The sequence below is a fragment of the Paraburkholderia sp. MPAMCS5 genome (assembly GCF_036016995.1).
In the GTDB taxonomy this organism is placed as follows: domain Bacteria; phylum Pseudomonadota; class Gammaproteobacteria; order Burkholderiales; family Burkholderiaceae; genus Paraburkholderia.
In genome coordinates this window covers 1-23,466 of record NZ_JAYXBK010000009.1, presented here as the reverse complement: position 1 = coordinate 23,466, position 23,466 = coordinate 1, and the positions used below count along the sequence as shown (strand labels likewise).

At 62.7% G+C, this 23,466-nt stretch carries 23 protein-coding genes; 13 read left to right on the top strand and 10 right to left on the bottom strand.

Annotation, left to right across the window (positions count from 1 at the left end; translation table 11 throughout):
• Positions 1-14: 14 nt before the first annotated feature.
• The 5 genes from VOM14_RS20450 to VOM14_RS20430 all read right to left on the bottom strand — a co-directional run bounded on the left by VOM14_RS20450 (position 15) and on the right by VOM14_RS20430 (position 7,158).
• A complete protein-coding gene (locus VOM14_RS20450; protein ID WP_327630562.1) occupies positions 15-1,418 on the bottom strand; it encodes an MdtA/MuxA family multidrug efflux RND transporter periplasmic adaptor subunit in 1,404 nt (467 codons plus the stop codon).
• Positions 1,419-1,815: 397 nt separating this feature from the next.
• Positions 1,816-2,652 (bottom strand): IclR family transcriptional regulator, encoded by an 837-nt coding sequence (locus tag VOM14_RS20445; protein WP_327630561.1) that lies wholly within the window; start codon positions 2,650-2,652, stop codon positions 1,816-1,818.
• A 753-nt stretch (positions 2,653-3,405) separates the two neighbouring features.
• Positions 3,406-4,608, bottom strand: a complete 1,203-nt coding sequence (gene fdhA, locus VOM14_RS20440; RefSeq protein ID WP_327630715.1) for a formaldehyde dehydrogenase, glutathione-independent — start codon at positions 4,606-4,608, stop codon at positions 3,406-3,408.
• A 59-nt stretch (positions 4,609-4,667) separates the two neighbouring features.
• The gene (locus tag VOM14_RS20435) at positions 4,668-5,897 is read right to left on the bottom strand and encodes a M24 family metallopeptidase (RefSeq protein ID WP_442955567.1); all 1,230 of its coding nucleotides are present in this window, start codon (positions 5,895-5,897) and stop codon (positions 4,668-4,670) included.
• A gap of 130 nt (positions 5,898-6,027) precedes the next feature.
• Positions 6,028-7,158: a hybrid-cluster NAD(P)-dependent oxidoreductase gene (locus VOM14_RS20430; protein WP_327630560.1), complete on the bottom strand. Its 1,131-nt coding sequence runs from the start codon at positions 7,156-7,158 to the stop codon at positions 6,028-6,030.
• 355 nt (positions 7,159-7,513) lie between these two features.
• On the opposite strand from VOM14_RS20430, the gene VOM14_RS20425 reads away from it, so the two are divergent.
• The 8 genes from VOM14_RS20425 to VOM14_RS20390 all read left to right on the top strand — a co-directional run bounded on the left by VOM14_RS20425 (position 7,514) and on the right by VOM14_RS20390 (position 13,452).
• A complete protein-coding gene (locus VOM14_RS20425; RefSeq protein WP_327630559.1) occupies positions 7,514-8,239 on the top strand; it encodes a GntR family transcriptional regulator in 726 nt (241 codons plus the stop codon).
• 181 nt (positions 8,240-8,420) lie between these two features.
• On the top strand, positions 8,421-9,314 hold the full coding sequence (locus VOM14_RS20420) for a dihydrodipicolinate synthase family protein (protein WP_327630558.1): 894 nt from the start codon (positions 8,421-8,423) through the stop codon (positions 9,312-9,314).
• 18 nt (positions 9,315-9,332) lie between these two features.
• On the top strand, positions 9,333-10,658 hold the full coding sequence (locus VOM14_RS20415; RefSeq protein WP_327630557.1) for an NAD(P)/FAD-dependent oxidoreductase: 1,326 nt from the start codon (positions 9,333-9,335) through the stop codon (positions 10,656-10,658).
• A gap of 110 nt (positions 10,659-10,768) precedes the next feature.
• Complete coding sequence (locus VOM14_RS20410) at positions 10,769-11,278, top strand: ABC transporter permease subunit (protein ID WP_327630556.1); 510 nt, start codon at positions 10,769-10,771, stop codon at positions 11,276-11,278.
• Positions 11,226-11,597 carry an ABC transporter permease subunit gene (locus tag VOM14_RS20405; protein WP_327630555.1) on the top strand — a complete coding sequence of 124 codons (372 nt, stop codon included), beginning with the start codon at positions 11,226-11,228 and terminating at the stop codon, positions 11,595-11,597. The genes VOM14_RS20410 and VOM14_RS20405 overlap by 53 nt, the downstream gene beginning before the upstream one ends.
• The gene (locus tag VOM14_RS20400) at positions 11,578-11,949 is read left to right on the top strand and encodes a glycine betaine ABC transporter substrate-binding protein (RefSeq protein ID WP_327630554.1); all 372 of its coding nucleotides are present in this window, start codon (positions 11,578-11,580) and stop codon (positions 11,947-11,949) included. Before VOM14_RS20405 ends, VOM14_RS20400 begins: the two co-directional genes overlap by 20 nt.
• Positions 11,933-12,211 carry a glycine betaine ABC transporter substrate-binding protein gene (locus VOM14_RS20395; protein WP_327630553.1) on the top strand — a complete coding sequence of 93 codons (279 nt, stop codon included), beginning with the start codon at positions 11,933-11,935 and terminating at the stop codon, positions 12,209-12,211. The genes VOM14_RS20400 and VOM14_RS20395 overlap by 17 nt, the downstream gene beginning before the upstream one ends.
• A 113-nt stretch (positions 12,212-12,324) precedes the next feature.
• Positions 12,325-13,452 (top strand): LysR family transcriptional regulator, encoded by a 1,128-nt coding sequence (locus VOM14_RS20390; RefSeq protein WP_327630552.1) that lies wholly within the window; start codon positions 12,325-12,327, stop codon positions 13,450-13,452.
• Positions 13,453-13,563: 111 nt separating this feature from the next.
• Here VOM14_RS20390 and VOM14_RS20385 read toward each other — a convergent pair whose 3' ends face one another.
• Positions 13,564-14,496 carry a DMT family transporter gene (locus VOM14_RS20385; RefSeq protein ID WP_327630551.1) on the bottom strand — a complete coding sequence of 311 codons (933 nt, stop codon included), beginning with the start codon at positions 14,494-14,496 and terminating at the stop codon, positions 13,564-13,566.
• A 238-nt stretch (positions 14,497-14,734) separates the two neighbouring features.
• Here VOM14_RS20385 and VOM14_RS20380 point away from each other — a divergent pair, with 238 nt between their 5' ends.
• The 4 genes from VOM14_RS20380 (at position 14,735) to hutG (ending at position 19,444) form a co-directional block, all read left to right on the top strand.
• A complete protein-coding gene (locus VOM14_RS20380; RefSeq protein ID WP_327630550.1) occupies positions 14,735-15,634 on the top strand; it encodes an N-formylglutamate amidohydrolase in 900 nt (299 codons plus the stop codon).
• A 72-nt stretch (positions 15,635-15,706) separates the two neighbouring features.
• Complete coding sequence (locus tag VOM14_RS20375; protein WP_327630549.1) at positions 15,707-16,708, top strand: LysR family transcriptional regulator; 1,002 nt, start codon at positions 15,707-15,709, stop codon at positions 16,706-16,708.
• A 184-nt stretch (positions 16,709-16,892) separates the two neighbouring features.
• The gene (pruA, locus tag VOM14_RS20370) at positions 16,893-18,506 is read left to right on the top strand and encodes an L-glutamate gamma-semialdehyde dehydrogenase (protein WP_327630548.1); all 1,614 of its coding nucleotides are present in this window, start codon (positions 16,893-16,895) and stop codon (positions 18,504-18,506) included.
• A gap of 131 nt (positions 18,507-18,637) precedes the next feature.
• Positions 18,638-19,444: an N-formylglutamate deformylase gene (hutG, locus tag VOM14_RS20365; RefSeq protein ID WP_327630547.1), complete on the top strand. Its 807-nt coding sequence runs from the start codon at positions 18,638-18,640 to the stop codon at positions 19,442-19,444.
• A 120-nt stretch (positions 19,445-19,564) separates the two neighbouring features.
• Here the strand turns inward: hutG and VOM14_RS20360 are convergent, their stop codons facing one another.
• Genes VOM14_RS20360 through VOM14_RS20345 form a run of 4 tightly spaced genes read right to left on the bottom strand, consistent with a single transcriptional unit; the run spans position 19,565 to position 23,065 of the window.
• Positions 19,565-20,494: an electron transfer flavoprotein subunit alpha/FixB family protein gene (locus tag VOM14_RS20360; RefSeq protein ID WP_327630546.1), complete on the bottom strand. Its 930-nt coding sequence runs from the start codon at positions 20,492-20,494 to the stop codon at positions 19,565-19,567.
• The gene (locus VOM14_RS20355) at positions 20,495-21,244 is read right to left on the bottom strand and encodes an electron transfer flavoprotein subunit beta/FixA family protein (RefSeq protein ID WP_327630545.1); all 750 of its coding nucleotides are present in this window, start codon (positions 21,242-21,244) and stop codon (positions 20,495-20,497) included. It abuts the gene before it with no gap.
• Complete coding sequence (locus tag VOM14_RS20350) at positions 21,241-21,876, bottom strand: HutD/Ves family protein (RefSeq protein WP_327630544.1); 636 nt, start codon at positions 21,874-21,876, stop codon at positions 21,241-21,243. The genes VOM14_RS20355 and VOM14_RS20350 overlap by 4 nt, the downstream gene beginning before the upstream one ends.
• Position 21,877: 1 nt before the next feature.
• Positions 21,878-23,065 carry an NAD(P)/FAD-dependent oxidoreductase gene (locus VOM14_RS20345; protein ID WP_327630543.1) on the bottom strand — a complete coding sequence of 396 codons (1,188 nt, stop codon included), beginning with the start codon at positions 23,063-23,065 and terminating at the stop codon, positions 21,878-21,880.
• 269 nt (positions 23,066-23,334) lie between these two features.
• On the opposite strand from VOM14_RS20345, the gene VOM14_RS20340 reads away from it, so the two are divergent.
• On the top strand, positions 23,335-23,466 hold a 132-nt coding region (locus VOM14_RS20340; protein WP_327630713.1), incomplete at its 3' end, for an FAD-dependent oxidoreductase.

Genomic DNA, 23,466 nt, shown 5'->3' with positions numbered 1-23,466 from the left:
TAAGTGCCGTGCCTTTATTGCGAGGCTTGCGCCGCGTGCTTGCCGTGATGCGCCCGCGCGCCCGATGCCGCCGACGCCGCCGCGGCGCCGCTCGCAGCGTGAGCGCCGCTGGCGCCGCGTGGCTTGTCGGCGGGAATGGTGATCTTCGCGCCTTCCTTCAAACGGTCCGAGCCGTCGATCACGACACGCTCGCCCACCTGCAAGCCCGACTTGATGCTGGTGCGCTCGCCGTCCACGGGGCCGATCTTCACGGGACGCACGGTCACGGTGTTGTCCGGCTTCACGACATACACGAACTGGCCCATCGAGCCGTTGAGCACCGACGATGTCGGCACGATCACCGCGTCCCTGATCGTATTGACGAGCAGGCGCGTGTTCACGAACTGGTTCGGAAACAGCAGATTCTTGCTGTTCTGGAAGACGCCGCGCAGCTTGACCGTGCCGGTGGTGGTGTCGATCTGGTTGTCGAGCGTTTCGAGCGAGCCGCCTTCGAGCGACGTGGTGTTGCTGCGGTCGTACGCGGTGACGGAGAGCTTCGCGCCGGTTTGCGTCTGTTCGAGGATCTGCTGGAGGTTGTCTTCGGAGGTGGTGAAGATCACGCTGATCGGCTGCAACTGCGTGATCACGACGATGCCGTTGGTCAGGCTCGGCGTCACATAATTGCCCGGATCGACCTGGCGCAACCCGACGCGCCCCGACACCGGCGCCGTGATGCGCGCGTAGACGAGATCGAGCTTGTAGGTATCGACATTCGCCTTGTCCGACTTCACGGTGCCTTCATATTGGCGCACGAGCGATGCCTGGGTGTCGACCTGCTGGCTCGCGATCGAGTCTTGCGAGAGCAGCGTCTGATAGCGCTTCAGGTCGAGCCGCGCGGTTTGCAGCAGCGCTTCGTCGCGCGCGAGCGTGCCTTGCGCGTTGTCGAGCGAAATCTGATAAGGACGCGGGTCGATCTGCGCGAGCAGGTCGCCCTTTTTGACCATCTGGCCTTCCTTGAAGTACACGTCCTGGAGCGTGCCGCTCAATTGCGGCAGCACGGTCACGTTCGCGAGCGGCGTGACCGTGCCGAGCGCCGTTAGCACGACCGGCATTTCGCCTTGCGTGGCGCTCGCGACGTGAACCGGCTGCGGCATGTTGGCCATGCCGCCCGGACCGCCGCGGCCGCTATGGCTGGCGCTCGCGCCCGAGGGCGCGCCGGCGCCGCCGGGCGAGCCCCACGGATGCCAGCGCCACAGCACGAAACCGAGTATCACGAGCGCGAGAACGATCAGCGCGATGTTGCGCCCGCGATGGCTTCTGACCGCGCCGGGCGGCGTGTTCCGCGAATCCGGCGGATCGCCTTGCGGGCCGCTCGGAGACCTGGAAGGAGCCGGAGCGGCGGGGCGTGAAGTTTCCGAATGCTGTTGTTGTTCGTCCATCGGTTCGGTCAGTGACTGGCTTGGAGGTGTGGCGTTCGTGCGATTGTGCCGCATCGACGCTCGGCGCTGATGTGCGGGTGGCACGACAGGCGGTTTCGACAGCGGGCGCGCCGCGCGCGTTCAGCGCGATGCTACCCGAGATGCGGACAGGAATGCTTGCGCAGTGCGGCGCCGGTTCCGCCCCGTCCGGGCGCGGACGGTCGGGGCGAAGGGGGCGAACGGGGCGAATCTGTCGGGTCTGTCGAATCGGCCAAGGCAGGCGCCGCGCCGCGCGAGCGTCCCGCGGCAGGAATGCATGATCCTACGTCGCGGCCTCTGTAACAGTCCACCCGTCTATTTTTCTTTTGATTACGCCGGTTACAGGATGTAGGGCGCGAAGGCCGCGGCGCGCGGCGCTTCAGGTATCGAGGCGGCGCCCCGGTGTGCCGCCGATTTCCAGCACGATACGCGCGACGCAGTCGAGCAGTTCCGGCCCCGCGCGGCTGATCAGCCAGTCGCGCGGGCACTGGTCGACCGAACCGCCGCAGTTCACCGCGTAACGCTCGCCTGACGGCCCCGTGAAGCCGAGCGCGATGGCGTTCAGGCCGTCATGCCATTCGCCCGTGGCAACGGCGAAGCCGCGTTCGATGGTTTCCTGCAACGCGTTGTCCAGCTGGCCGCTGACGTTGCCCCAGTCGTCGCCCTCGGCGGCTTGCAGGCCGGTCAGCAGTTTGTCGCGCTCCGCTTTGTCGAGCGCGGCGAGATACGCGCGGCCGATGGCGGTGCGGCTCAAATTCATGCGCGCGCCGATTTCGAGGCGCGACACGAGCACGGCCGAACGCGGCCGGATGACGTCGATCACCACCATGTCGAGACGGTCGCGCACGGCGAGATGCACGGAAAGCCGCGTGCGCTCGGCAAGTTCGATCAGAAACGGGCGGGCGCGCGCGCGAATGTCGAAGTTGCGCAGAAAGCCGTTGCTCAGTTCCAGCACGGAAGAGGTCAGCACGAAGCGCTCGCTGTCGGGCAGGCGGAACAGAAAGCCCGTGCCGACGAGCGTCGCGGTGATCCGCGAGACCGTCGGTTTCGGGATGCCCGTGAGGTCGGTCAATTCGCGGTTGCTGAGCGGCGCGTCAGCGGCGGCGATCGAGCGCAGCACGGTCAGACCGCGCGCAAGCGCGGTGACTTCGTCGCCGGAACCGTCTTTGTCTTTGACGGGCTCGGAGGCGGTGCTGGATCGCGTACGTGAGTTCATGTGGTTTTTTGGAACAATATTTCAGTTATTGCGCGCAGTGGCGCCGCTGCGAAGGCTTTCGGGCCGCCGTGCAGTGCGGGCGTACGCTGGAGACGAATCGTATTATTCATTGTATCGGAATAATTTTCCGCTACGGCCCCGCGCTGTTCAGATTTTTCTTGACTTAGTCAGCGGAAACGGAAAAAATGGAACCTCATTTCGAAAGACAGTATTCAGGCTGCATTTGTGCGCCGCTGCCGTGCTTTCGAGATACCGTCTCTCAGGTTCTAGCACGGCCCTCGGAATGGCTAGAACTTTTTAAGGCGTCACGGCAACGTGACGCCTTTTTTTTTCGTCTGCTGTGGGTGCAACAAAGTCCGCATGCACGGCGTTAGCCGCTTTCACGTGCAACGAAGTCTAGTTGCAGCGCACCATTCGGGAAGCTACGGACGGCAAGATCTCGCCGATCCGGCATTTCGCCTCGGCGACCTTCAAATCAGAAATGGGGCGAAGCGTTTGGCACGTGCACAGAGCGTAACCAGCTAACGCCGTGCCAGCCCTTCAGGCGCGCAGGTGCCACGATTCCAAGCCGGTCGGTCAACCGGCGCTGCGAGTCCGCCGCCGACCCGGAGCGTCAGCCTTGAATCGACGCTTGCAGCATTCGTGTCGCGCCGAAACACGGCAAAAAAAAGCCGGTCTTGCGACCGGCCACCCAACGTTTCCCCTGGAAAGAAACATACGGACAACTTGTGCCATGCGCTGCGGCAAGCTTGATCAGGCCGCCGCTTTCAGACTGCCGTGCGGGTCGATAACAAATTTCTTGGGTACGCCCGAATCGAATTCGGCGTAGCCGCCAGGTGCCTGGTCCAGTTCGATGACGGTCACGTTGACGACCTCAGCGATGTTCAGCCGGTCCCACAGAATCGCCTGCATCAGATTCCTGTTGTATTTCATCACGGGCGTTTGACCCGTGAAGAAGGAGTGCGACTTGGCCCATCCAAGGCCGAAACGCACCGAAAGGCTACCGTTTTTGGCGGCGGAATCCGTGGCGCCGGGGTCATCCGTCACATAGAGACCGGGGATGCCAATCTTACCGGCGGCCCGCGTGACTTCCATCAGCGAATTCAGGACGGTCGCAGGGGCTTCCACTTGCGAACCGGAGTGGCCATGACCTCGTGCTTCGAAACCGACGCAGTCGATGGCGCAGTCCACTTTCGGCTCGCCAAGCAGAGTGGCGATCTGGTCGGCGAGCGAGGCGTCTTGTGAAAGATCGACGGTCTCGAAGCCGACCCGTCGCGCATGTTCGAGCCGCGTCGGATTCACATCGCCGATGATCGTGACGGCCGCGCCGAGCAGCCGCGCGGACGCCGCGGCGGCCAGCCCGACCGGACCTGCGCCGGCGACATACACCGTCGAGCCGGGGCCGACTCCGGCAGTGACGGCACCGTGATAGCCGGTCGGCAAAATGTCCGACAAACAGGTGAGGTCGCGAATCTTCTCCATGGCACGGTCGCGGTCCGGGAACTTCAAGAGGTTGAAGTCCGCGTACGGCACCATCACGTACTCGGCCTGACCGCCAATCCAGCCGCCCATATCGACGTATCCGTACGCACCGCCGGCGCGCGCCGGATTGACGTTGAGACAGACACCGGTGTTTTGCGCCTTGCACATCGGGCATCGACCGCAAGCCACGTTGAAAGGGACAGAGACGAAGTCGCCTTTTTTCAGCGTCATGACGTCGGAGCCGACCTCGATTACTTCGCCGGTTATCTCATGCCCGAGGACGAGCCCGGCGGGAGCCGTCGTTCTGCCGCGAACCATGTGCTGGTCCGACCCGCAGATATTCGTCGCGACGACACGAAGAATGACGCCGTGATTGGCCTTTCTGCCGGCCGGGTCAACGAGTTCCGGAAAGGCGATTTTCTGTACCTCGACCTTTCCGGGGCCGATATAAACGACGCCACGATTGCCTGACATGCTGTCTCCTGATGTCATGTGTAGATGATGGAATGCGAATGCGGTCTTACTGAGCTACGTTAAAGCCAGTCGGTCTCGAAACCGCAATCCGTCAGCGAGACGCAACCGTTCTCGGTCAGCACCACCTGCTGTTCGAGCTTCACGCCCTGAGTACCGCCTTGCGCGCCGATATAGCTTTCGACGCACACCGTCATGCCGACCTCGAACAGGCCGTCATAACCCGCGCCTTCCCAGTCGATCTGGTGCGCGATCGACGGATACTCGTCAACCATTCCGATGCCATGGGCAAGACAGCAATATCGGTTTTTGACGTAGGGGTCAGGAATCTTCCATGCTCGTTCGGAAAACTCACGAAATGTCATCCCCGGTCGAAGAATGTCCATATTGAAGTGAACCTGCGCGTAGGCAAGCTCGTAGAGCTTGCGCTGCTCGTCGGAAGGGCGGCCGTCGCCGACGAGCCAGGTGCGTGAAATATCGGAGCAGTAACCATTGGGCCCGACCATATCCGTATCGAATGCAAGGAGGTCGCCGGCTTGCAAGACCCTGTTGGAGCTTTCATGCATCCACGGATTGGTTCGGTCACCGGACGCGAGCAGTCTCGTTTCAATCCACTCTCCGCCGTTTCGGATGTTCTCGTAATGCAGGTTTGCCCAGATGTCGTTCTCGGTGAGTCCTGGACGAAGCTCACGGCGCATGCGCTCGATGCCCTTTTCGGCGGTGCGCAGCGATTCGCCGATTAGAACCAGTTCGCCCGGTGACTTGATGAGGCGCGCCGTTTCCATCAGCGCCTGGCCGTCCAGCAGCGTAATTCCGTGCTTTTCCAGAAAGGCCGTGCCGAACGGGTCGAGCCGGTCCACCGCCAGTACGCTGTCGCCAGGCGCGTTTTTCCGGAACACGTCGAGTATTTCCGCGCCCCAGATCTTCGCGCGACGCTCGGCTTCATGACCCGCATTGAAGAAAGTCCAGCTAAGCGCGCCGCGTAATTCGACGTTCAGGTCCAGTCCGTCCCATACGTGCTCGCTGCTGTGAAATTCCCACGCGATCACGCGGCCGTCGGCAAAGACCATCACGTAGCGCGCGGGATTACGGCCTGCCCAAACCTGCATATTCGATGTGTCGGTCGCGTATCGGATGTTGACCGGGTCGTAGAGGAGGATGGCGGGGCATTTGTTCTTGCGCAGCTGTTCCTGTACCCGGGCGAGCCGATATGCCCGAACCTCACGCAAGATGCTTTCCTTGCCACGGGTTTGGGCTGCGGTGCCTTCATTCAAGAGCTGGTCTTCTGTCACGCTCTGTGCTCCAGACATTATTGTGAGTGTGGGGTTGCGCAAAGTGATGAATGGTCTCGCTGCTGAGTGCAAAACCTGCCGCACAGTTTTCCTTTGCTGCTTTGCTTTGACACGGAGATACCGGCGCTCGTCAAATCTCCAGCACCAGATCCGAGGTTGGACGGCTGCAGCAAAGGAGTCGAAATCCTTTCTGAACTTCTCTCTCGCGAATTCCGCCGTTATGGTTCATGTCGACCGTGCCTTCGACCACCTTCGTCTTGCACGTACCGCACATGCCTTGACTGCACGACGACGGGATGGCGACGCCGGCTTTTCTTGCGGCAGAGAGCACCGTTTCGGAAGCGTTCATCGTGAACGACTTCGACGAGCGCGAGAGCTTGACGGTGAAAGTCGCTTGCGGTGTGTCGCTGGCCGGTACGGCGGGTTCCGGTGCGACGCCGGCGCTGATGTCGAAACTTTCCTGGTGGTAGCGCGCGGGGTTGTGTGCGCCTTCCTGAAGCAAGGCTCGCACTGCGCCCATATAGCCGGCGGGCCCACACGTAAACACTTCGCGCTCGGCGTAGTCGGGCACCCACTTCGAGAGAAGCTGGAGGCTGAGTCGGCCCACGGGTCCAGACCAGCCGTCTTCATCGCCGACGCCCTCGCAGACAAAAAATGTCCGAAGGCGGGGCGACAGCTCGGCCAGCCTCTGAAGCTCCTTTCTGAAGACGATATCAGCAGGCGTCCGCGCGCTATGAACGAACACGATGTCGCGGTCCAAGCCGAGGTCGATGCTCGCACGCGTCATCGACATTAATGGCGTGACACCCGACCCGGCGGACAGATACAGCGACTTCGCCGCTGGAGCGGCGGTCGGCGTAAAGCTGCCCGATGGTCCATAGGCGCGCAGCGAGGTACCGGGCTTCATGTTCTCGTGAAGCCAGTTGGACATGACGCCACCCGGAACGCGCTTGACGGTGATGGACACGAGATAGGGCCGCGTCGGCGGAGACGAAATCGTGTAGCAGCGCTCGACAGCTTGTCCTTGCACGTTAGCCGATACGGTCATGAACTGGCCCGGCTCGAAGCGGATGGGTAAGCCGTCGCCGACACGAAATTCGAAGCTCTTCACGTCGTGAGTTTCATTCACTACTCGACAACATGTCAGTGTCTTCTGCTCGCCACTGGCCCAGAGCGTGCCGCCGCTCTCCCATGTGCTTGCGTCCGAGAGTCTGTCGTCTGTTTCAGGCGCGGGGTCGAACATTCTTTCTACCGAGTTCATAGCATCAAATCAGTTAGGACACCTTGTGCTTATCCGGCTGCTGACCAGCGCATGAACAGCTCAACGTGCATTGTGGTACTCGCGGACAGGAGGTGAATCCGGCGCGCGCTGCTCGGCCCATTCTTCTGATATTGCCTCTGCGCGATACCACCACCTTTGCTGTGCCTTGAGTATTGGTGGCTGATAAATCAGCGTCAATGCGCTTTATTTTCGCGGCGCCATTACTTTAAGTTATGCGTCGCTCGGCGCTATTTCCGACTTCAGCGCCTCTTTCTCAGTACCTTCCCTGATAAGACCCATTGTCGGCTTGACGAATACAATTTGTAGACACACGATGGTCTCAACAGGAGAGCACATGAAGGCGAACGTCGTTGAAATCGATCGCGAGGACGGGCTGGCATCGTCCCCGGACCGCAAGTCGGCGCTGGGACAGGCATTGCGCCACCGCATTCTCAGCATGGAACTCGCGCCGGGCGCGTCGCTGGACGAAGTGGCATTGGCTGAGGAATTTGGCCTGTCGCGTCCGCCGGTGCGCGAACTGATGCGGCAGATGGCGGCGGAAGGTTACATCGAGCTTGAGGCGAATCGCGCGGCGCGCGTGGCTTCAATGAACTACGACTCTTTGCGCAACTATTTTTTGGCGGCGCCGCTGATCTACGTCGCGACGACCAAGCTTGCTGCCGTCCATGCGACGCAAGCCGAAATCGATGGCCTGAAGCGCATTCAGGAACGGTTTCGCGCAGCAGTGGAAGGTGTCGATGTCGATGAGCGGGTTTTGCAGAACGACGGGTTTCACCTTGCAATCGGCAAGATGGCTCACAACCCGTATCTGTTGCCGAGTCTGTGCCGCCTGCTGATCGACCATGCGCGGCTAGGCAAGACTTTCTATCAGCCGCGCGACGGGCGAATGGACGCGGAGCTTGCGGAAGCGGTGCAGCAGCACGAGGACATCATTGACGCCATTCAGCACCGGGATTCAGAGGCCGCCGGCGAAATCGTGCGCGCGCACGTGTATCTCGCGCGGCGAAACATGGCGTCGTACGTGGCACCGGATGGGGTTGATGTGCCGATCAATTTTTAGCCTTGCGAACCGAGGAATGTATTCGGAATGCTAATGAAATCATGTGTCGATGAAAAGCTCATATGCTGATTTCACTCATTTGGCGGACGCGACAACCCGCTTCACGCGCATGACCAGTACACATAGCTGAAGGCCATCTGGCTCGATCTGAGCGACAACGAAACGGACGAAGAGTAACGACATGAAAGACTTTTCCTTTGTCGGCATCAACCTAGCGATTAGTACTCCTTTCGATGAAAACGGAAAGCCGGACCACGGCCGTCTGGAGCAGCTGATTGAGCGCTATCTTGCTGCTGGCATTCGCGGCTTCGTGCTCAGTTCGGGGACGGGCATGCACGTGTATCTGTCACAGGAAGAGTCGAAGGCGTTGATTGCGTTCGGTGCGAAGGTCATTAACGGCCGCGCACGCATCATCGCCCAGACGTCTGCTCTGCTCATCGAGGACGTGCTCGAGCGCACCCGTCACGCAGCTGACAGCGGCGCGGGCGCCGTGATGGTGCTGCCGCCGTTCTTCGAAGGACCAACAGACGACGACGGTGTCGTAGAGTTTTATGCGGCCGTTGCGCGCGCGGGCTTGCCCATCATCGGCTACAACGTGCCACAGGCCGTCGGCGTGGAAATTACGCCGTCGCTCCTGCGCCGTCTCTGCGAGATTCCCGAATTCCTCGCGGTGAAGGACAGCAGCGCAGACTTGAGTAAACAGGCAGCGCTTGTTCGCACCGGTCTCCCGATGATGAACGGCGCGGACCCGCTCATGCCTTATGCGATGTATGCGGGCGTCCGTGGGCTCATCTGGGGCGGCGCAAACTTTGCCCCGAAGACGTGCACGCAGTTCGTCGCGGCGGCGCAAGAACATCGCTGGGACGACGCGAGGGAAATCTGGCGGGCGCTTGAACCTGCCATGTCGCTGGTCTGGGAGGGCGATTACGTCCAGTCCGTTTATGCGGCAGCGGAAATGACCGGCTACGGCGCCGGGAATCCGCGTCGACCGCTCGCCCGGCTTTCGGCGAAGAAGGCCGACGCCTTGCGCTGCGCGCTCGGCGAGCTGGTCGAGCGTGAAAAGCTCGCTGTTTAAGGACTTGGGCCAAACGTCATGTACGTCGCGAGCAAACTTCCGCAACACCTCGGCCAATCAGGCTGGGTCTCGATGCTGCCGCCAAGGACGCCGTGCCCGACGCTCGACGGAACAGTGAATGCCGACATCGCGGTGATCGGTGGAGGCTTCGCCGGGCTGTCAGCGGCAAGGCGTCTTTCACAACTCGACCCCGGACTGAAAGTCGTCATCCTTGAGGCAGGAGAGATTGCGGAGGGCGCTACAGGGCGCAATTCGGGCTTCATTATCGATTTGCCTCACGAAGTTTCGTCCGAAGACTACGGTGGTGCCGAAGGTAACGAGCGTCAGCACGATATCAAGGTTCACCGCATCGCCATTGCGCTCGCGCAGGAGCTTGCCGACGAGAAGCGTTGGGGCAAGGACGTCTTCGACCCTTGCGGCAAATACAACGTCGCGCTGGGACAACAGGGGGACGAGCATGTCGCGTCCTACGCGAAGCAACTGGACAAGGTCAACGAACCGTACCGGATGCTCGATGCGAACGAGATTGCCGCCGTGACCGGAACCCAATCTTTTACGTCGGCGATTTTTACCCCTGGCACCGTCATCATCCAGCCCGCCGCGTACATCAGGGGACTGGCCGATTCATTTCATGATCCCGTGAAGCTTTACGAGAACACGCCTGCCTTGTCATTCGAACGCCAAGGCACGTCCTGGGTGATCAGGACGCCGAATGGTTATGTCCGCGCAGGAAAAATCATTCTGGCGAACAACGGACAGGCGCAAAGCTTCGGTCTCTTTCGTGGGCAGCTTCTGCACGTTTATACCTACGCGTCGATGACGGAAGCGTTCGATCCGAAGCGGCTGGGCGGCCAGCGATCGTGGGCCGCAACACCCGCATTCCCCATGGGGACGACTGTCCGTCGTGTGGAAGGCGATCAGGGCGACCGGGTGTTGATTCGCTCGCGGTACACCTATAACCCGCGCATGCAGGTGAGCAAAAGCGCGATTGCACGCGCCGGTCGGGTGCACGACCGCAAGTTCGAAACACGCTTTCCCATGCTGAAGGGCGTCCCAATGGAGTACCGGTGGGCGGGCGCAATGGCGCTCACCTGGAACGGGGTGCCCGCGTTCGGGGAAATCGAGCACGGCGTCTTCGCGGCGATTGCCTGCAACGGAGTCGGTGCAACGAAGGCAACCGCGTCCGGAATAGCCGCCGCCGAGGCCGCATTGGGGCAGGATTCGTGGCTGGTTCAGGTCTTCCGGGGATTCGCAGCACCCAGGCGGCTGCCGCCCCAGCCTTTCCTGACGATTGGCGCGGCGGCCAATCTCAGCATGAAGGAATGGGCGGCCGGCGTGGAGTAATCACATTGCACGTCGCAAGCCAGTAAGCGCTGGCGCGCGACTGAATGATGGAGGAGCACATGGACTGGTTAAACAAATTCCCACATATGCAAGACGATGCGCTTTTGCATATGAAGCGTTCAATCGACGACAGCTTCCGCGCGTTCACGGCGGCATACGGCGACCCGATCGACAGCTTCTTCCATCCGCTGCAGGAGTTCCTGATGGCGGCGGAGCGCTTCATGACCCAGACGCCGTGGCCCGTCATCATGCTGCTCGTTCTGGTCATCGCATGGGGCGCGAGCAGAAACTGGAAGGTGGTCCTCGGCTGTTTCGTCACGCTCGCGCTGATTGGCTATCTGGACATGTGGCTAGACACGATGCGCACCGTGTCGATGATTTTCGTGTGCACGTTTCTCTCGATTGTCATTGGCTTGCCCATCGGGATTCTCATGGCGAAGTCGGACCGGGTCCGCAAGCTGGTGGACCCGATCCTCGACGTGATGCAGACCATGCCGAGCTTCGTCTATCTGATTCCTGTCGTGATGCTGCTGGGTATCGGCCGTGGTGATCTACGCGATCCCGCCGATGATCCGGTTGACCAATCTCGGCATCCGGCTGGTCGATCGCGACATCCTTGAGGCAGCGGATGCGTTCGGCTCATCGGGCTGGCAACGTCTCTTGAAAGTTCAATTGCCGCTCGCACTGCCGACCATCATGGCAGGGGTCAATCAAACCATCATGATGGCGCTGGCGATGGTGGTTGTCGCGGCGATGATCGGCGTTCAGGGTCTCGGACAACCTGTGCTGAAAGCAATCGCGAATCAGTATTTCACGCATGAAACTGAAATTTCCAGTGGCGCTCGTCGTGGCGGTCGGGACACTCTGCCTTGGCACGCAGGCTCACGCAGCCGCTTGCGGGAACGTCACGATTGCAAGCATGAACTGGCAGAGCGCTGAACTCGAAGCTGCCGTGGACAAAGTCATTCTTCAGGAAGGTTACGGCTGCTCGGTCAATAGCGTTGTCGGAGATACGGTTCCGACCATTACGTCGATGGTGGACAAAGGCAAGCCCGATGTCGTGCCGGAAGGCGCAATCGATCTGCTGCCAACGGTTGCCAAGCAGGGACTCGATTCGAAGAAAATTGTGCTGGCGGGCAACATCATCAAGGAGGGCGCGGTGTACGGCTGGTACATTCCGAAATACATCGCCGATGCGCATCCGGACATCAAAACGATTTCCGATGCGCTGAAACATCCGGAACTCTTCCCAGACCCGGAAGCGGTGCACAACCGTGGCGAGCTGTCCTGACCCGAAGCCGACCGGCTGGCCGGGTAGCCGGCTGTTCACACTGGTCTCCAAACCCTTCGCCGACAGGGCCGCGCCTGACGTCATCAAGTATTTGAATACGCGCACGTACACGACCGCCGACGTCCAGCAGGCGATGTCCTGGATGAGCGATAATCAGGCGACCGGCGAGGACGCGGCGAAGCACTTCCTGAAAGAGAAGCCGCAAGTCTGGACAAAGTGGGTAACGCCGGCCGCTGCCGAGAAAATCAAGGCATCGCTTTAAAGGCAGAGGGATGGCTTGCGCGCGTTTGTCTGAGAGGCGAGTCTTCGAGAGGGTGACGGATACCGCCCTCTCGAAGCCATATCTATAAGAAGACTACTGATCATACGCTCACGATGAAAGCCGCGAACCATGGCGCGAAGGATTATCGCCGACTCATACCGTCCCTCACGGCGCTGGTCGAATTCGAGGCGGTGGCGCGGCTTCGTAGCTTCACCAACGCCGCAAATGAACTGGGCGTCACGCAAGCGGCGGTGAGCCGGCAGATCCGGCTTCTGGAAGAACTGCTGGGTGTCCGGTTATTGGATCGCTTGCATCGAAACCTCGCGCTCACCAAGGAAGGTGACGCGCTCTATGCGGTCGTGTCGGAGGCAATGGGAAAAATCGCCGGTGTTTTCGATCGCCTGTCGACAGGCATCGGCGACGAAGAACTGGTACTCGCGACAACCGCCGCGTTTTCGCATTTCCGCCTGATGTCCAGTGTGGGAAAGCTTCAGCGTCTTCATCCGAATCTGCGGGTCCGGCTGACCACGACAATGTTCACGGCCGACCTGCGCCACAACGAGACGGATGCAGTAGTGCGTTTCGGAAACGGAACATGGACCGACGGCACGTCATACCTGCTGTTCGAGGAATGGGTCTTTCCGGTCTGCTCTCCTAAATGGATAGAGGTCAACGGGCGGCCCGAATCTCTGGAGGAATTAGCCAATTGTTCCCTGATTGCCGATGACCCGACCTCGGAAGGCTGGCTGACATGGGAGCAGTGGTTTCATGCAGTAGGCGGGCGGCCGGGCAAGCTGAAGTATGGGCTGCGCACGTGTCTTTATCCCGATGCAGTGCAAGCCGCTCGCGATGGCCAGGGTATTACGCTCGGCTGGGCCAGATTGCTTCATGACCGTCGCGATCTTGGCGACACGCATATGTGGACTCACAACTCGTGGACCCACGTGATGAGTGATCACGCGATGATTTCCTACATCATCCCGCTCACTCCCGAAAAGACCCTGGTTCGCACGAAGTGGCTGGTTCACGCGGACGCCGTGGAAGGCGTCGACTACGACCTCACGAAGCTGACCGAGGTGTGGGTCGCCACGAACGCGCAGGATGCAAGCCTCGTCGCGATCAATCATCGCGGTGCGCGGGACCCTGGCTACATTCCGGGCCCGTACTCACCGTCTAGTGAAAACTACGTCGATCAGTTCGTCGGCTGGTATGCGGGGCGTCTGCAGGCACACGGCATCTGACACGCCCGACCGCTCGACACACTTTGAACCAGCGGACATCTCATGAACAGATGTCCGCGGCCGCACTGAATTCGCGCGGCGGCTTCGGCGTTGAACATCGGGATTGTTATCTCAGTCGAAGCTGACAGTAGAACGCGCGACGGGCTCGGCTTGCTGCCGGGCGCCCGCCTGCCGGCCCAACTCCAGCAGCGCGATGCTGCCGAAAATCATCACGCAGGCGATCAGTTCCAGCAGGCCGACGCGTTCGCCCACCCACCAGCCGATCAGCAGCGCGACGACGGGCGTTACATACACGGCGCTCGCGGCGGCGACCGCACCCAGTTGGTCGAGTAGATAGTAGTAGAGCAGGAACGCGCCGCCCGTGCCCAGCAATCCCAGTCCGAACACCAGTCCCGTGGCGGCTTTCCAGTCCTGCACGATGCGGCCCATGCCGTGCAGGTCGGTCAGACAGGCGAGCATCACCAATGCGAGTCCCATTTGCCATGTGACGATCGCAAGCGGAGGAAGGCGGATCGCCGACAGATACCGGCGAACGTAGACGTACGACAGCCCGAACGCCATCGATCCCGCCAGCATCCACCCGACGCCCAACGCACTGATCGCGCCATCGGAGCCGGCGCTTGCCCAAGGTCGCGCAATCAGCACGATGCCGACGATCCCGAGCAGCACGCCCGCACCCATCATCCTGTTCACGCGCTCTTGTCGCAGGAACACGCCCGAGGCGATGGCCGTGAAGAGCGCGGGCGAGGCGCCCAGCACGCCGGCGATGCCCGATGGCAGAAGCGCCGTGCCGTGCGCCATGGCGAAGTACGAGAACGCGGTGGCGAACGCCGCCATCATCGCGAAGTGATGGAGATAGCGGATCTGGCCGAAGCGGAACACGCCCTTCCAGCAGGCGAGCGCCGCGAGCGGCGCAAAGCCGAAGAAAACCCGTAACAGGGAAATCTGTCCCGAGGTGATCAACGCGGACGCCCACTTCATGTAGATGAAGTTCGAGCCCCAGAAAATGCCAAGCAGAACGAAGGCTGAGTAAATCCGAATCACGGTCGGTCTCTATTCCGGTTACGCATCTCCAGTGGCGCTCATGCCGCTCATGCCGCGCTGGGAGGCTGTCGTAGCGTAAGCGCGAAGCGCCGCACCGCCATCGAATTTCAAGTTGCTTATGAATAGCGCAAGCGGCCTTTGTGCAACGATGCGCAGCCGGGCGAAATGCTAAGGTTGAGATGCGCCGGCCGGTTCAACGAACCAAGGGCGCATGCGTTAATCAGTCATGGAAACCGCTATGTCAAACCCGGACAGCCCCGCTATCGAGACGCTGTTGCGCGGCGATTCGCCTGTTCTCGTCGTGACGCCTCATACGGGCACCGCGCTGCCCGAGGCGTTGCATCGGCACGCGGGCTGGCGTCCGGTCGAAGGGCGGCTGGCCGATCCGGCCGGGCTGCTGTTCCAGCACGCCGCGCGCCGCTGCGGGGCGACGCTGGTTGCCGCGCACTATCACCCGTGCGTGATCGACTTCGTGGTGTCGGCGGACGGCGCGTTGTCCGTGGGCGCGGATCGCGGTGGACTGTGCCGCACGCATACGTCGCGCGGCGAGTCGCTCTACGAAGCGGACCGACCGCTCACCGCCGCCGAGGTCGACAGTCGCGTCGAGCAGCTTTGGCGGCCGTTTCATCGCGCCGTCGCCGACGAAATCGCGCGCCTGCGCGCGCGCCACGACCACGTTCTGATGCTGGTGCCGCACGCGAGCTGGTGGCTTTCGCCTTTCCGCGCCGACTCCGCGGGACGCGATTGCAACGTCGGCACGGACAACGGCAAGGCGTGCGATCGGCTGCTCGTCGCCGCGCTGACTGAAGCGGCCACGGCAGAGGGGCGCTCGTGGGTCGTCAACGGCAACATCGCGGACGGCTTCACCGCCGGGCATTACGGCAATCCGGGTTCCGGCATCCACGTGATGAATGTCGAGATATCGGGGCAATGGCGCCTCGATTGTGCGTCGCAAATCGATCAGGCCGTGTCGCGCCCGCTCGACGGCGGCACGTTCCCGGCTGCGCGCGTGCCGGACGCGAGTCTCGTCGACACGAGTTTCGCGCCGCTTCTGAAAAGCCTCGAACGCGTGCTGCGCGGCCTGCCTGGCGGGGCGCATGCAAACGGTGGCCGTCATACCGGCGCGCGCCAGGTTTGACGGTGCCGGCCGCGCGGCTGGTGACCTCGCTAATCGACGTGCTACATTCAGCCATCAACTGAGCCGCTGGATATGAACGAGAGCCTTTCCGAACAGTTTCCTGACTGGGATTTGCTGGCGAGCTGGGTCGCCGTCGTAGAAGCCGGGTCCATCTCCGAGGCGGCCATCCGGCTCGCCATCTCGCAGGCCGGCGTATCGCACCGCATCAAGGTACTGGAAACGCTGCTCGACGCCACGCTGCTCGATCGCGCAACGCGTCCGGCGCGGCCCACGGCGGCCGGACAACGGCTCTTCGAACACGCCACGGTGCTGCTCCAGGGCGCGAACCAGATGGTGGAGAGCGTGCGCAGCGTGACACGCGCCAAACGTGTGGTGGTGCGGCTCGGCTGCGTGGATTCGTTTGCCGCCACCATGGGTCCGATCGTGATCCGCGCGCTCGCGGGCACCTCGCATCAGATTCGCCTCTGGTCGGGCATCGGTCCGACGCTCGAGGCGCAACTCGAAGCGCGGCAGGTGGATATTGCGGTGACCACGTCGGGTCAGACGGGTGCGCCGGGCATCATCCGGCAAAAGCTTTTTTCCGAGCCTTATCTCGTCGTGCTGCCGCGCAATTTCGAAATCGACCGCTACGGCACGCTGACGGACCTCGCGCGGCATCTTCAGTTGATCCGCTATAGCGCGCGCTCGGTGATCGGTCAGCATGTGGACGGCTATCTGGCGGCGAATGCCGAAAGCATCGAGCGCACTTGCGAACTCGATGCAACCGATCCCATGCTGAGCCTGGTTGCCGCCGGACTCGGTTTTGCGCTGACCACGCCCATGTGTCTGTGGCAGTCGCGTCAGTATCTGAACGACGTGCGCGTCGTGCCGCTCGCGTCGTTCTCGCGGCACGGGCGTCCGTATCAGATGCTGAGCCGGTCCTTCTACCTCGCATTCCGCGAAAACGAACTCGGCAAACTGCCGGTCGATATCTACGACATGCTGCGATTGACGTTCCAGCGGCAAGTCGGGCGCGATATCGCGGCGGCGCTGGCGCTGCCCCCTGAAGACGTTTTCATGATGGAAGGCGTCTGAGCGCAGACTCGCTGCACAAACGCCGCCGATTCTAAACATAAGCGAGGTTGGCTTAGTCGGCGTCCGCGCGAAGGCGGGCTAGTCTTGTGTCTGACACCGGCCGGCCGGCAATCCCGGCGCTGCGTCTTCCACGACGCGCTCGCACCGGCCGGCCATTCGTCCCATCGTTCTGAAGGAGCAGCGGTTGAACTCGAATCCACATTTCCCATTCCCGGCCAACGAACCCGAAGTGCACTTCGGCGCCGGCACGAAGGCCGCCGAAGCGCTCACCGCGGCGTTGAATGCACGCGACGTGGTCGAGATTCCGACCGTGATCGGCGGAAGACGCTATTACTCGGACGACACCGTGGAAGTGCGCGCGCCGCACGACCAGTCGCGTCTGCTCGCTCGCATCCATCGTCCGACCGAGGCGCAGATCGGCGAAGCGATCGCCAACGCGAAATCGGTGTCGCGCGACTGGGCGTCGCTCACGCACGCGAGCCGCGCGACGATCCTGCATCGGGCCGCCGACATCATCGCGACGCGTCAGCGCATGCGCATCAACGCGGCGACCGTGCTGGGCCAGAGCAAGACCATCGACCAGGCCGAGCCGGATTCCGCCTGCGAACTGATCGACTTCCTGCGTTTTAACGCGCACAACGCGCAGCGCGTGTATGCCGAGCAGCCGCTGTCCGTTTCGACGGCCGTGAATCGCACCGACTGGCGTCCGCTCGAAGGCTTCGTGTACGCGGTGTCGCCGTTCAACTTCACGGCGATCGGCGGCAATCTGACGACCGCGCCCGCGATCATGGGCAACACGGTGTTGTGGAAGCCGTCGGAGAAGTCGGCGCTCGCGAACTGGATCTTCTATGAAGCGCTCGAAGAAGCCGGTCTGCCCGCGGGCGTGATCAACTTCGTGCCGGGCGAGGCGGAACTGACCACGCGCACCGTGCTGAATTCTGCCGATCTCGCGGGCATCCACTTCACGGGATCGTCGGCGGTGTTCCAGTCGCTGTGGAAGGGCGTCGCGTCGAAGGTCGATTCGTTCCGCACGATTCCGCGCCTCGTCGGCGAGACCGGCGGCAAAGACTTCGTGCTCGCGCATCCGTCCGCGCATCCGTCGGAAGTCGCTATCGCGCTGATTCGCGGCGCCTTCGAATATCAAGGGCAGAAGTGCAGCGCCGCGTCGCGCGCCTATATTCCACAAAGCCTGTGGCCGGCCGTGCGCGAGCAACTGGTCGAGCGCCTCGCGCAACTGAAGGTGGGCGATCCCGCCGATCTCGGCAAGACGTTCATGGGCGCGGTGATTTCGCAGGCGTCGCACGCGAAACTGACAGCGGTGCTGAACGCCGCCAAAGACGACAGCAAGGTGACGGTCGTCGCGGGCGGCAAGACGTGGTCGGAGCCGGGCTTCTTCGTCGCGCCGACGGTGCTCGAAGTGAGCGATCCGAAGCACGCGCTGATGACGCAGGAACTGTTCGGCCCGGTGCTTTCCGTGTTCGTCTACGCGGACAACGCGTGGTCCGACACGCTTGCGCTGATCGACGCCACGAGCCCGTATGCGCTGACCGGTTCGATCTTCTGCACGGACCGCTACGCGCTGCACCAAGCGGAAGCCGCATTGGTGAACGCGGCCGGCAATCTGTATCTGAACGACAAGCCGACCGGCGCGATGATCGGCCAGCAGCCGTTTGGCGGCGGCCGCGCGAGCGGCACCAACGACAAGGCCGGCTCGCACCTGAACCTGCTGCGCTGGGCGTCGCCGCGCGTCGTGAAGGAAACCTTCCTGCCGCCGCGCGAGTGGTCGTTCGGCGCCTGATCGCCCGAATGTCCTGACAGGTCGTACGCACGAAGCCGCACGGATCATCCGGTCCGCGCGGCTTTTTTATTCAGCCGCGAGCATGGCGCAACCGCGCGCCGGCTTCTCGCGGACTCAGGAGAAACCCCGACGTGACCGACTCACCGGTGTTCGACTTCAAGGCAGGCCATCTGCCTGTGCTGGTTTCCATTCCGCATCTGGGCAGGATCATTCCCGACGATCTGCGCGACGCCTACACAGAGGTGGCGCACACCCTCGCCGATACGGACTGGCATCTCGACCGGCTTTACGATTTCGCCGCGCAGGCCGGGGCGTCCGTGCTGAGCGCGCGCGTGTCCCGCTACGTGATCGACCTGAACCGGCCGCCATCCGGCGAAAGTCTCTATCCGGGGCAGACCACCACCGGCCTGTGTCCCGCCGAAACGTTTCGCGGCGAACCGCTCTACGTGGAAGGTCGCGCACCGTCCAGGCAGGAGATCGCGGCGCGGCTCGCCGCTTTCCATGCGCCGTATCACGCGAAGCTGCGCGACACGCTCGGCGCGCTGAAGGCCGAACACGGAAACGTGCTGCTGTGGGAAGCGCATTCGATTGCGAGCGTGTTGCCGCGTCTTTTCGACGGCAAGCTGCCCGACCTCAATCTGGGCACGAACGCCGGTCACGCGTGCGCGCCGCACGTGCTGGACGCGGTGACGGAAACGCTCGCGGGCCAGCCTTTCACCTGGGTCGCGAACGGCCGCTTCAAGGGCGGCTACATCACGCGCGAATTCGGGCGGCCGGAAGAGGGCGTGCATGCCATCCAGCTCGAAATGTGCCAGTCGATCTATATGAACGAAGACGCGCCGTTCGACTATCGCCCCGAGCTTGCGGCGAGGGTACAGCCCGTTGTCGAACGGATGATGACGGCCGCGCTCGACGCCGTGCGACATCTGCCTCGCTAACGGCACGCGAAAAGGCACGCTAACGGCACGCGAAAAAAACCGTCACTGCGGCAAGGCAGTGACGGCAGCGGCGGCCCATGTCGAGCCGCTCGACCCGATCCCTGGAGAGATCGATCCTGATCAGAGTGATTGCGTGATTTGCGGCACGGCTTCGAACAGATCGGCCACCAGGCCGTAATCCGCGACGCTGAAGATCGGCGCTTCCGCGTCCTTGTTCACCGCGACGATTACCTTCGAATCCTTCATGCCCGCGAGATGCTGGATCGCGCCGGAAATGCCGACCGCGACGTACAACTGCGGCGCGACGATCTTGCCGGTTTGTCCAACCTGCCAGTCGTTCGGCGCGAAGCCGGAATCGACGGCGGCGCGCGACGCGCCGATGGCCGCGCCCAGCTTCTGCGCGAGCGGGTCGAGCAGGCCGAAGTTTTCGGCGCTGCCCATGCCGCGGCCGCCCGACACCACGACGCGCGACGACGTCAGTTCAGGGCGTTCGCTCGCCGCCACTTCGCGTCGCACGAAACGCACGCGCGTCGTGCACGCGAGCGCGTCGCGCGGTTCGACCAAGGCCGCGCCGCCCGTCGCGGGCGCGGCTTCGAACGCGGTCGTGCGGACCGTCGCTACTTTTACGGCGTCGTCGCACTGGACGGTGGCGATGGCGTTGCCCGCATAGAACGGGCGGTCGAACGTGTCGTCGGAATGGATCGCGATCACGTCGGAAATCTGCGACGCATCGAGCTTCGCGGCGACGCGCGGCGCGACGTTCCTGCCCGCCGCCGTTGCCGGAAAGAAGAGGTGCGAGTACGACGGCGCGAGCGCGAGCACCTGTGCCGCGACGTGTTCGGCGAGGCCGTCGGCGAGACTCGGCGCGTCGATCAGAATGACCTTGTCCACGCCGCCGATCTGGCTCGCGGCCTGCGCTGCGGCGCCCGCATCGTGACCGGCCACCAGCACGTGCACGCCGTGGTTGAGTTGACGCGCGGCTGCCACGGTGTGCAGCGTCGACGCCTTGAGTTGCGTGTTGTCGTGTTCCGCGATGACGAGAGTGGTCATTTAAATTACCTTCGCTTCGTTTTTCAGTTTGTCGATGAGCGCGGCGACATCCGCGACGCGCACGCCAGCCGGGCGCGCAGCCGGCTCCACGACCTTCAGCGTCTTGAGCCGGGGCGCGGGATCGACGCCGAGGTCGGCGGGGCTGAGCGTGTCGATCGGCTTCTTCTTCGCTTTCATGATGTTGGGCAGCGTCACGTAGCGCGGTTCGTTCAGCCGCAAATCCGTCGTGACGATGGCGGGCAATTGCAATTCGATCACTTCGAGGCCGCCGTCCACTTCGCGCGTCACCGTGGCAGTGCCGGCACCGATCTCGATGTGGCTCGCGAACGTCGCCTGCGGCCAGTCCAGCAGCGCGGCGAGTAGCTGGCCGGTCTGGCCGGCGTCGTCGTCGATGGCCTGCTTGCCGAGAATCACGAGTTGCGGCTGTTCGCGTTCCACCGCAGCCTTGAGCAATTTGGCGACGGCGAGCGGCTGCAATGGCGCGTCGGTCTGAATATGCAAGCCGCGATCCGCGCCGATGGCCAGCGCCGTGCGCAGCGTTTCCGTGCTCTGTGCCGGACCGCAAGTCACCGCGATCACTTCGCTGGCGTTGCCTGCTTCCTTCAGACGCGTGGCCGCCTCGACGGCAATCTCGTCGAACGGGTTCATCGACATCTTCACATTGGCAATGTCGACGCCAGTCTGATCCGCCTTCACGCGAACCTTCACGTTGTAGTCCACAACGCGTTTTACAGCAGCAAAAACCTTCATGTGACGGTTCCTTCGGTTTCGATAAAGTGGGGAGCCAGCGGCTCGATCAGCACCAGCACAGCGGCTTCGCCATCGACGACAGCGTCGAGCGGCGTCAGCCACAGATCCGCGCCGTTCATTGGCCGCATGAGGACGGCGTCGGATTCGAGCGGCGTTGCGGTGGTCATGTCCGGCGTGCGCCAGGCGCAGCGTCCGTCGAGCGGCAGCACGAGCGCGAACGGTGCGCAAGCTGCCCAACGGCCGCCCGCGACGAACGTGGTTTCCCGCAACGGCACCATGCGCGCACGGAAGCGGGTGCGCAGAACCATCGTATTGAGCGCGACGACGGGGCCGTCGCGCAGCGTTGCCTGCCATGCGAATTCGCCGTCGTATCCCGCGGCGCGGCCCGGCTCCAGCACGACTTCGTGCGCTTCGTGCCGCAGCTCGACGCCGGCGCCGCGAATGATCAGCGACATCCGGTCCATGCCCGGAAAGCGCGAATACGGACCATCGCTCGACACGTCCGCGAGACTGATACGCCAGCCGCGATCCGCCGCTTCGGCTAGCGCGCGTGTCGTGCCGCCGCCATTGCGCCATGCCTGCGATTCGAACGAGGCGAGCGGCGTGATCGCGAGGCCGGACGCGAGGCTCATGTCAGGAGACCGCGCCGAGGCCATATTTGCCGGTCAGAAGATCGCCGGTGGCGAACCGCTCAATCGAATACGGCTTGAGCGACACATCCGTGGACAAGCCCAGCGCGCTTTGCGCGAGGATTTTGCCGACGGTCGGCGAGAGCTTGAAGCCGTGGCCGGAGAAGCCGTAGCCGAGCGTCAGGCCTTCGATGCCGGGCAGCGCTCCGAGCACCGGGTTCCAGTCGGGCGTGACGTCGTACACGCCGGTCCACGACGAGGCGATGCCGGCCGTTTCGTAGGCCGTGAAACGCTCCGCGACCTGTGCGCCCACATCGACGATGTAATCCATCGGGATGTCGCCTTGCTCGGTGTCGGCCGCGTTCAGCTTTTCGCCCACCACGCCTTCGCTCACCAGCATCTGGTTGCCGCCGTAGCTGCGGTAATACAGCATGCCTTGGGACGCGAGATCCTTGAACACGGGCATTTTGAACGTGTAGGGCGCCTCGGGGCATTCGAGCGCGAGCACCGCGTGACGTTCGGGCGCGACGGGCAGCGTCTTGCCGGTCCAGCCCGCCAGTTCGGGCGTCCAGATGTTCTGCGTGCTGATGACCGTCGACGTCGCGAAGTCGCCCGCGCTGGTCGATAGGCCGACCACCTTGCCGTTTTCGATCAGCAGTTTGTTGACGTTCACGTTCTCGCGGATCGTCACGCCGCCGCGGCGCGCCGCGCGCGCGAAGCTCGTTGCCGTGAGATAGGCGTCCGCGAAGCCGGCTTCCGGCTCGTAGCCGATCAGGGCGGCGTCGTGGAACTGGGCGATCGGCAGCAATTCATGGGCGGCGCGCGCGTCGAGCAGTTCGAGCGGAATGCCCTGGCTCTTCTGCTGTTCGAGCGACGCGCGCAGCGGTTCGAGCTTGTCGCCTTCGGACGCGACGATCATGTAGCCGCATTTGACGAGACCGCACGACGCTTCGTCGTCGCCGAGATAGGTGGCGAAGTCGTTGAACACCGACCATGACTTGCGCGCCAGCTCGACGTTTTCCTTCACCGAATAATGCGTGCGCAGAATGCCCGACGATTGCGAGGTCGTGCCCGCGCCGATCGTCGCGCGATCCAGCACGAGGACATTTTTTGCGCCGAGTTTTTGCAGGTGAAACGCCACCGAAGTGCCGATCACGCCCGCGCCGATCACGACCACATCATATGTATTCACGATTCCGCTTCCTTGTTGGTTGGCTACCGTGAGCGCAGTGTGCGGGCTTCGAGCCGCGATCGCACCAATATCAATCGTGGCGATGTTTAGCAGAAGAGTCGCGCGTGTTGCGGAGGTGGCGGCGCGCTCCTGCCGCGCATCTTGTCTTGCTGGCGCGCCGCAATTCAACTGCCGCTTGTTTGCAATATCACCGCCGTTGATAACGTCGTGAGGCGTGCGGTTGCGAACTACGATTCGTTCGACATGTTTTCGATCAATGGGTTTGGCACATGGATACAGCAAGTCTCATTGAGCAGTACGGCCCGCGCGAGTCGATGGAATATGACGTCGTGATCGTCGGCGGCGGCCCGGCTGGGCTGTCCGCGGCGATCCGCCTGAAGCAGCGGGCGGCGGAAAAAGGC

Bases quoted from the DNA above. Each gene is read 5' to 3' on its own strand.
- VOM14_RS20350 (WP_327630544.1), bottom strand. From the start codon at position 21,876: ATGAGCCTCGCGTCCGGCCTCGCGATCACGCCGCTCGCCTCGTTCGAA.
- VOM14_RS20410 (WP_327630556.1), top strand. From the start codon at position 10,769: ATGAAGCGTTCAATCGACGACAGCTTCCGCGCGTTCACGGCGGCATAC.
- VOM14_RS20360 (WP_327630546.1), bottom strand. From the start codon at position 20,494: ATGACCACTCTCGTCATCGCGGAACACGACAACACGCAACTCAAGGCG.
- VOM14_RS20400 (WP_327630554.1), top strand. From the start codon at position 11,578: ATGAACTGGCAGAGCGCTGAACTCGAAGCTGCCGTGGACAAAGTCATT.
- VOM14_RS20445 (WP_327630561.1), bottom strand. From the start codon at position 2,652: ATGAACTCACGTACGCGATCCAGCACCGCCTCCGAGCCCGTCAAAGAC.
- VOM14_RS20415 (WP_327630557.1), top strand. From the start codon at position 9,333: ATGTACGTCGCGAGCAAACTTCCGCAACACCTCGGCCAATCAGGCTGG.
- VOM14_RS20375 (WP_327630549.1), top strand. From the start codon at position 15,707: ATGAACGAGAGCCTTTCCGAACAGTTTCCTGACTGGGATTTGCTGGCG.
- VOM14_RS20405 (WP_327630555.1), top strand. From the start codon at position 11,226: ATGATCCGGTTGACCAATCTCGGCATCCGGCTGGTCGATCGCGACATC.
- VOM14_RS20430 (WP_327630560.1), bottom strand. From the start codon at position 7,158: ATGAACTCGGTAGAAAGAATGTTCGACCCCGCGCCTGAAACAGACGAC.
- VOM14_RS20420 (WP_327630558.1), top strand. From the start codon at position 8,421: ATGAAAGACTTTTCCTTTGTCGGCATCAACCTAGCGATTAGTACTCCT.
- VOM14_RS20380 (WP_327630550.1), top strand. From the start codon at position 14,735: ATGTCAAACCCGGACAGCCCCGCTATCGAGACGCTGTTGCGCGGCGAT.
- VOM14_RS20450 (WP_327630562.1), bottom strand. From the start codon at position 1,418: ATGGACGAACAACAACAGCATTCGGAAACTTCACGCCCCGCCGCTCCG.
- VOM14_RS20390 (WP_327630552.1), top strand. From the start codon at position 12,325: ATGAAAGCCGCGAACCATGGCGCGAAGGATTATCGCCGACTCATACCG.
- fdhA (WP_327630715.1), bottom strand. From the start codon at position 4,608: ATGTCAGGCAATCGTGGCGTCGTTTATATCGGCCCCGGAAAGGTCGAG.
- VOM14_RS20425 (WP_327630559.1), top strand. From the start codon at position 7,514: ATGAAGGCGAACGTCGTTGAAATCGATCGCGAGGACGGGCTGGCATCG.
- VOM14_RS20355 (WP_327630545.1), bottom strand. From the start codon at position 21,244: ATGAAGGTTTTTGCTGCTGTAAAACGCGTTGTGGACTACAACGTGAAG.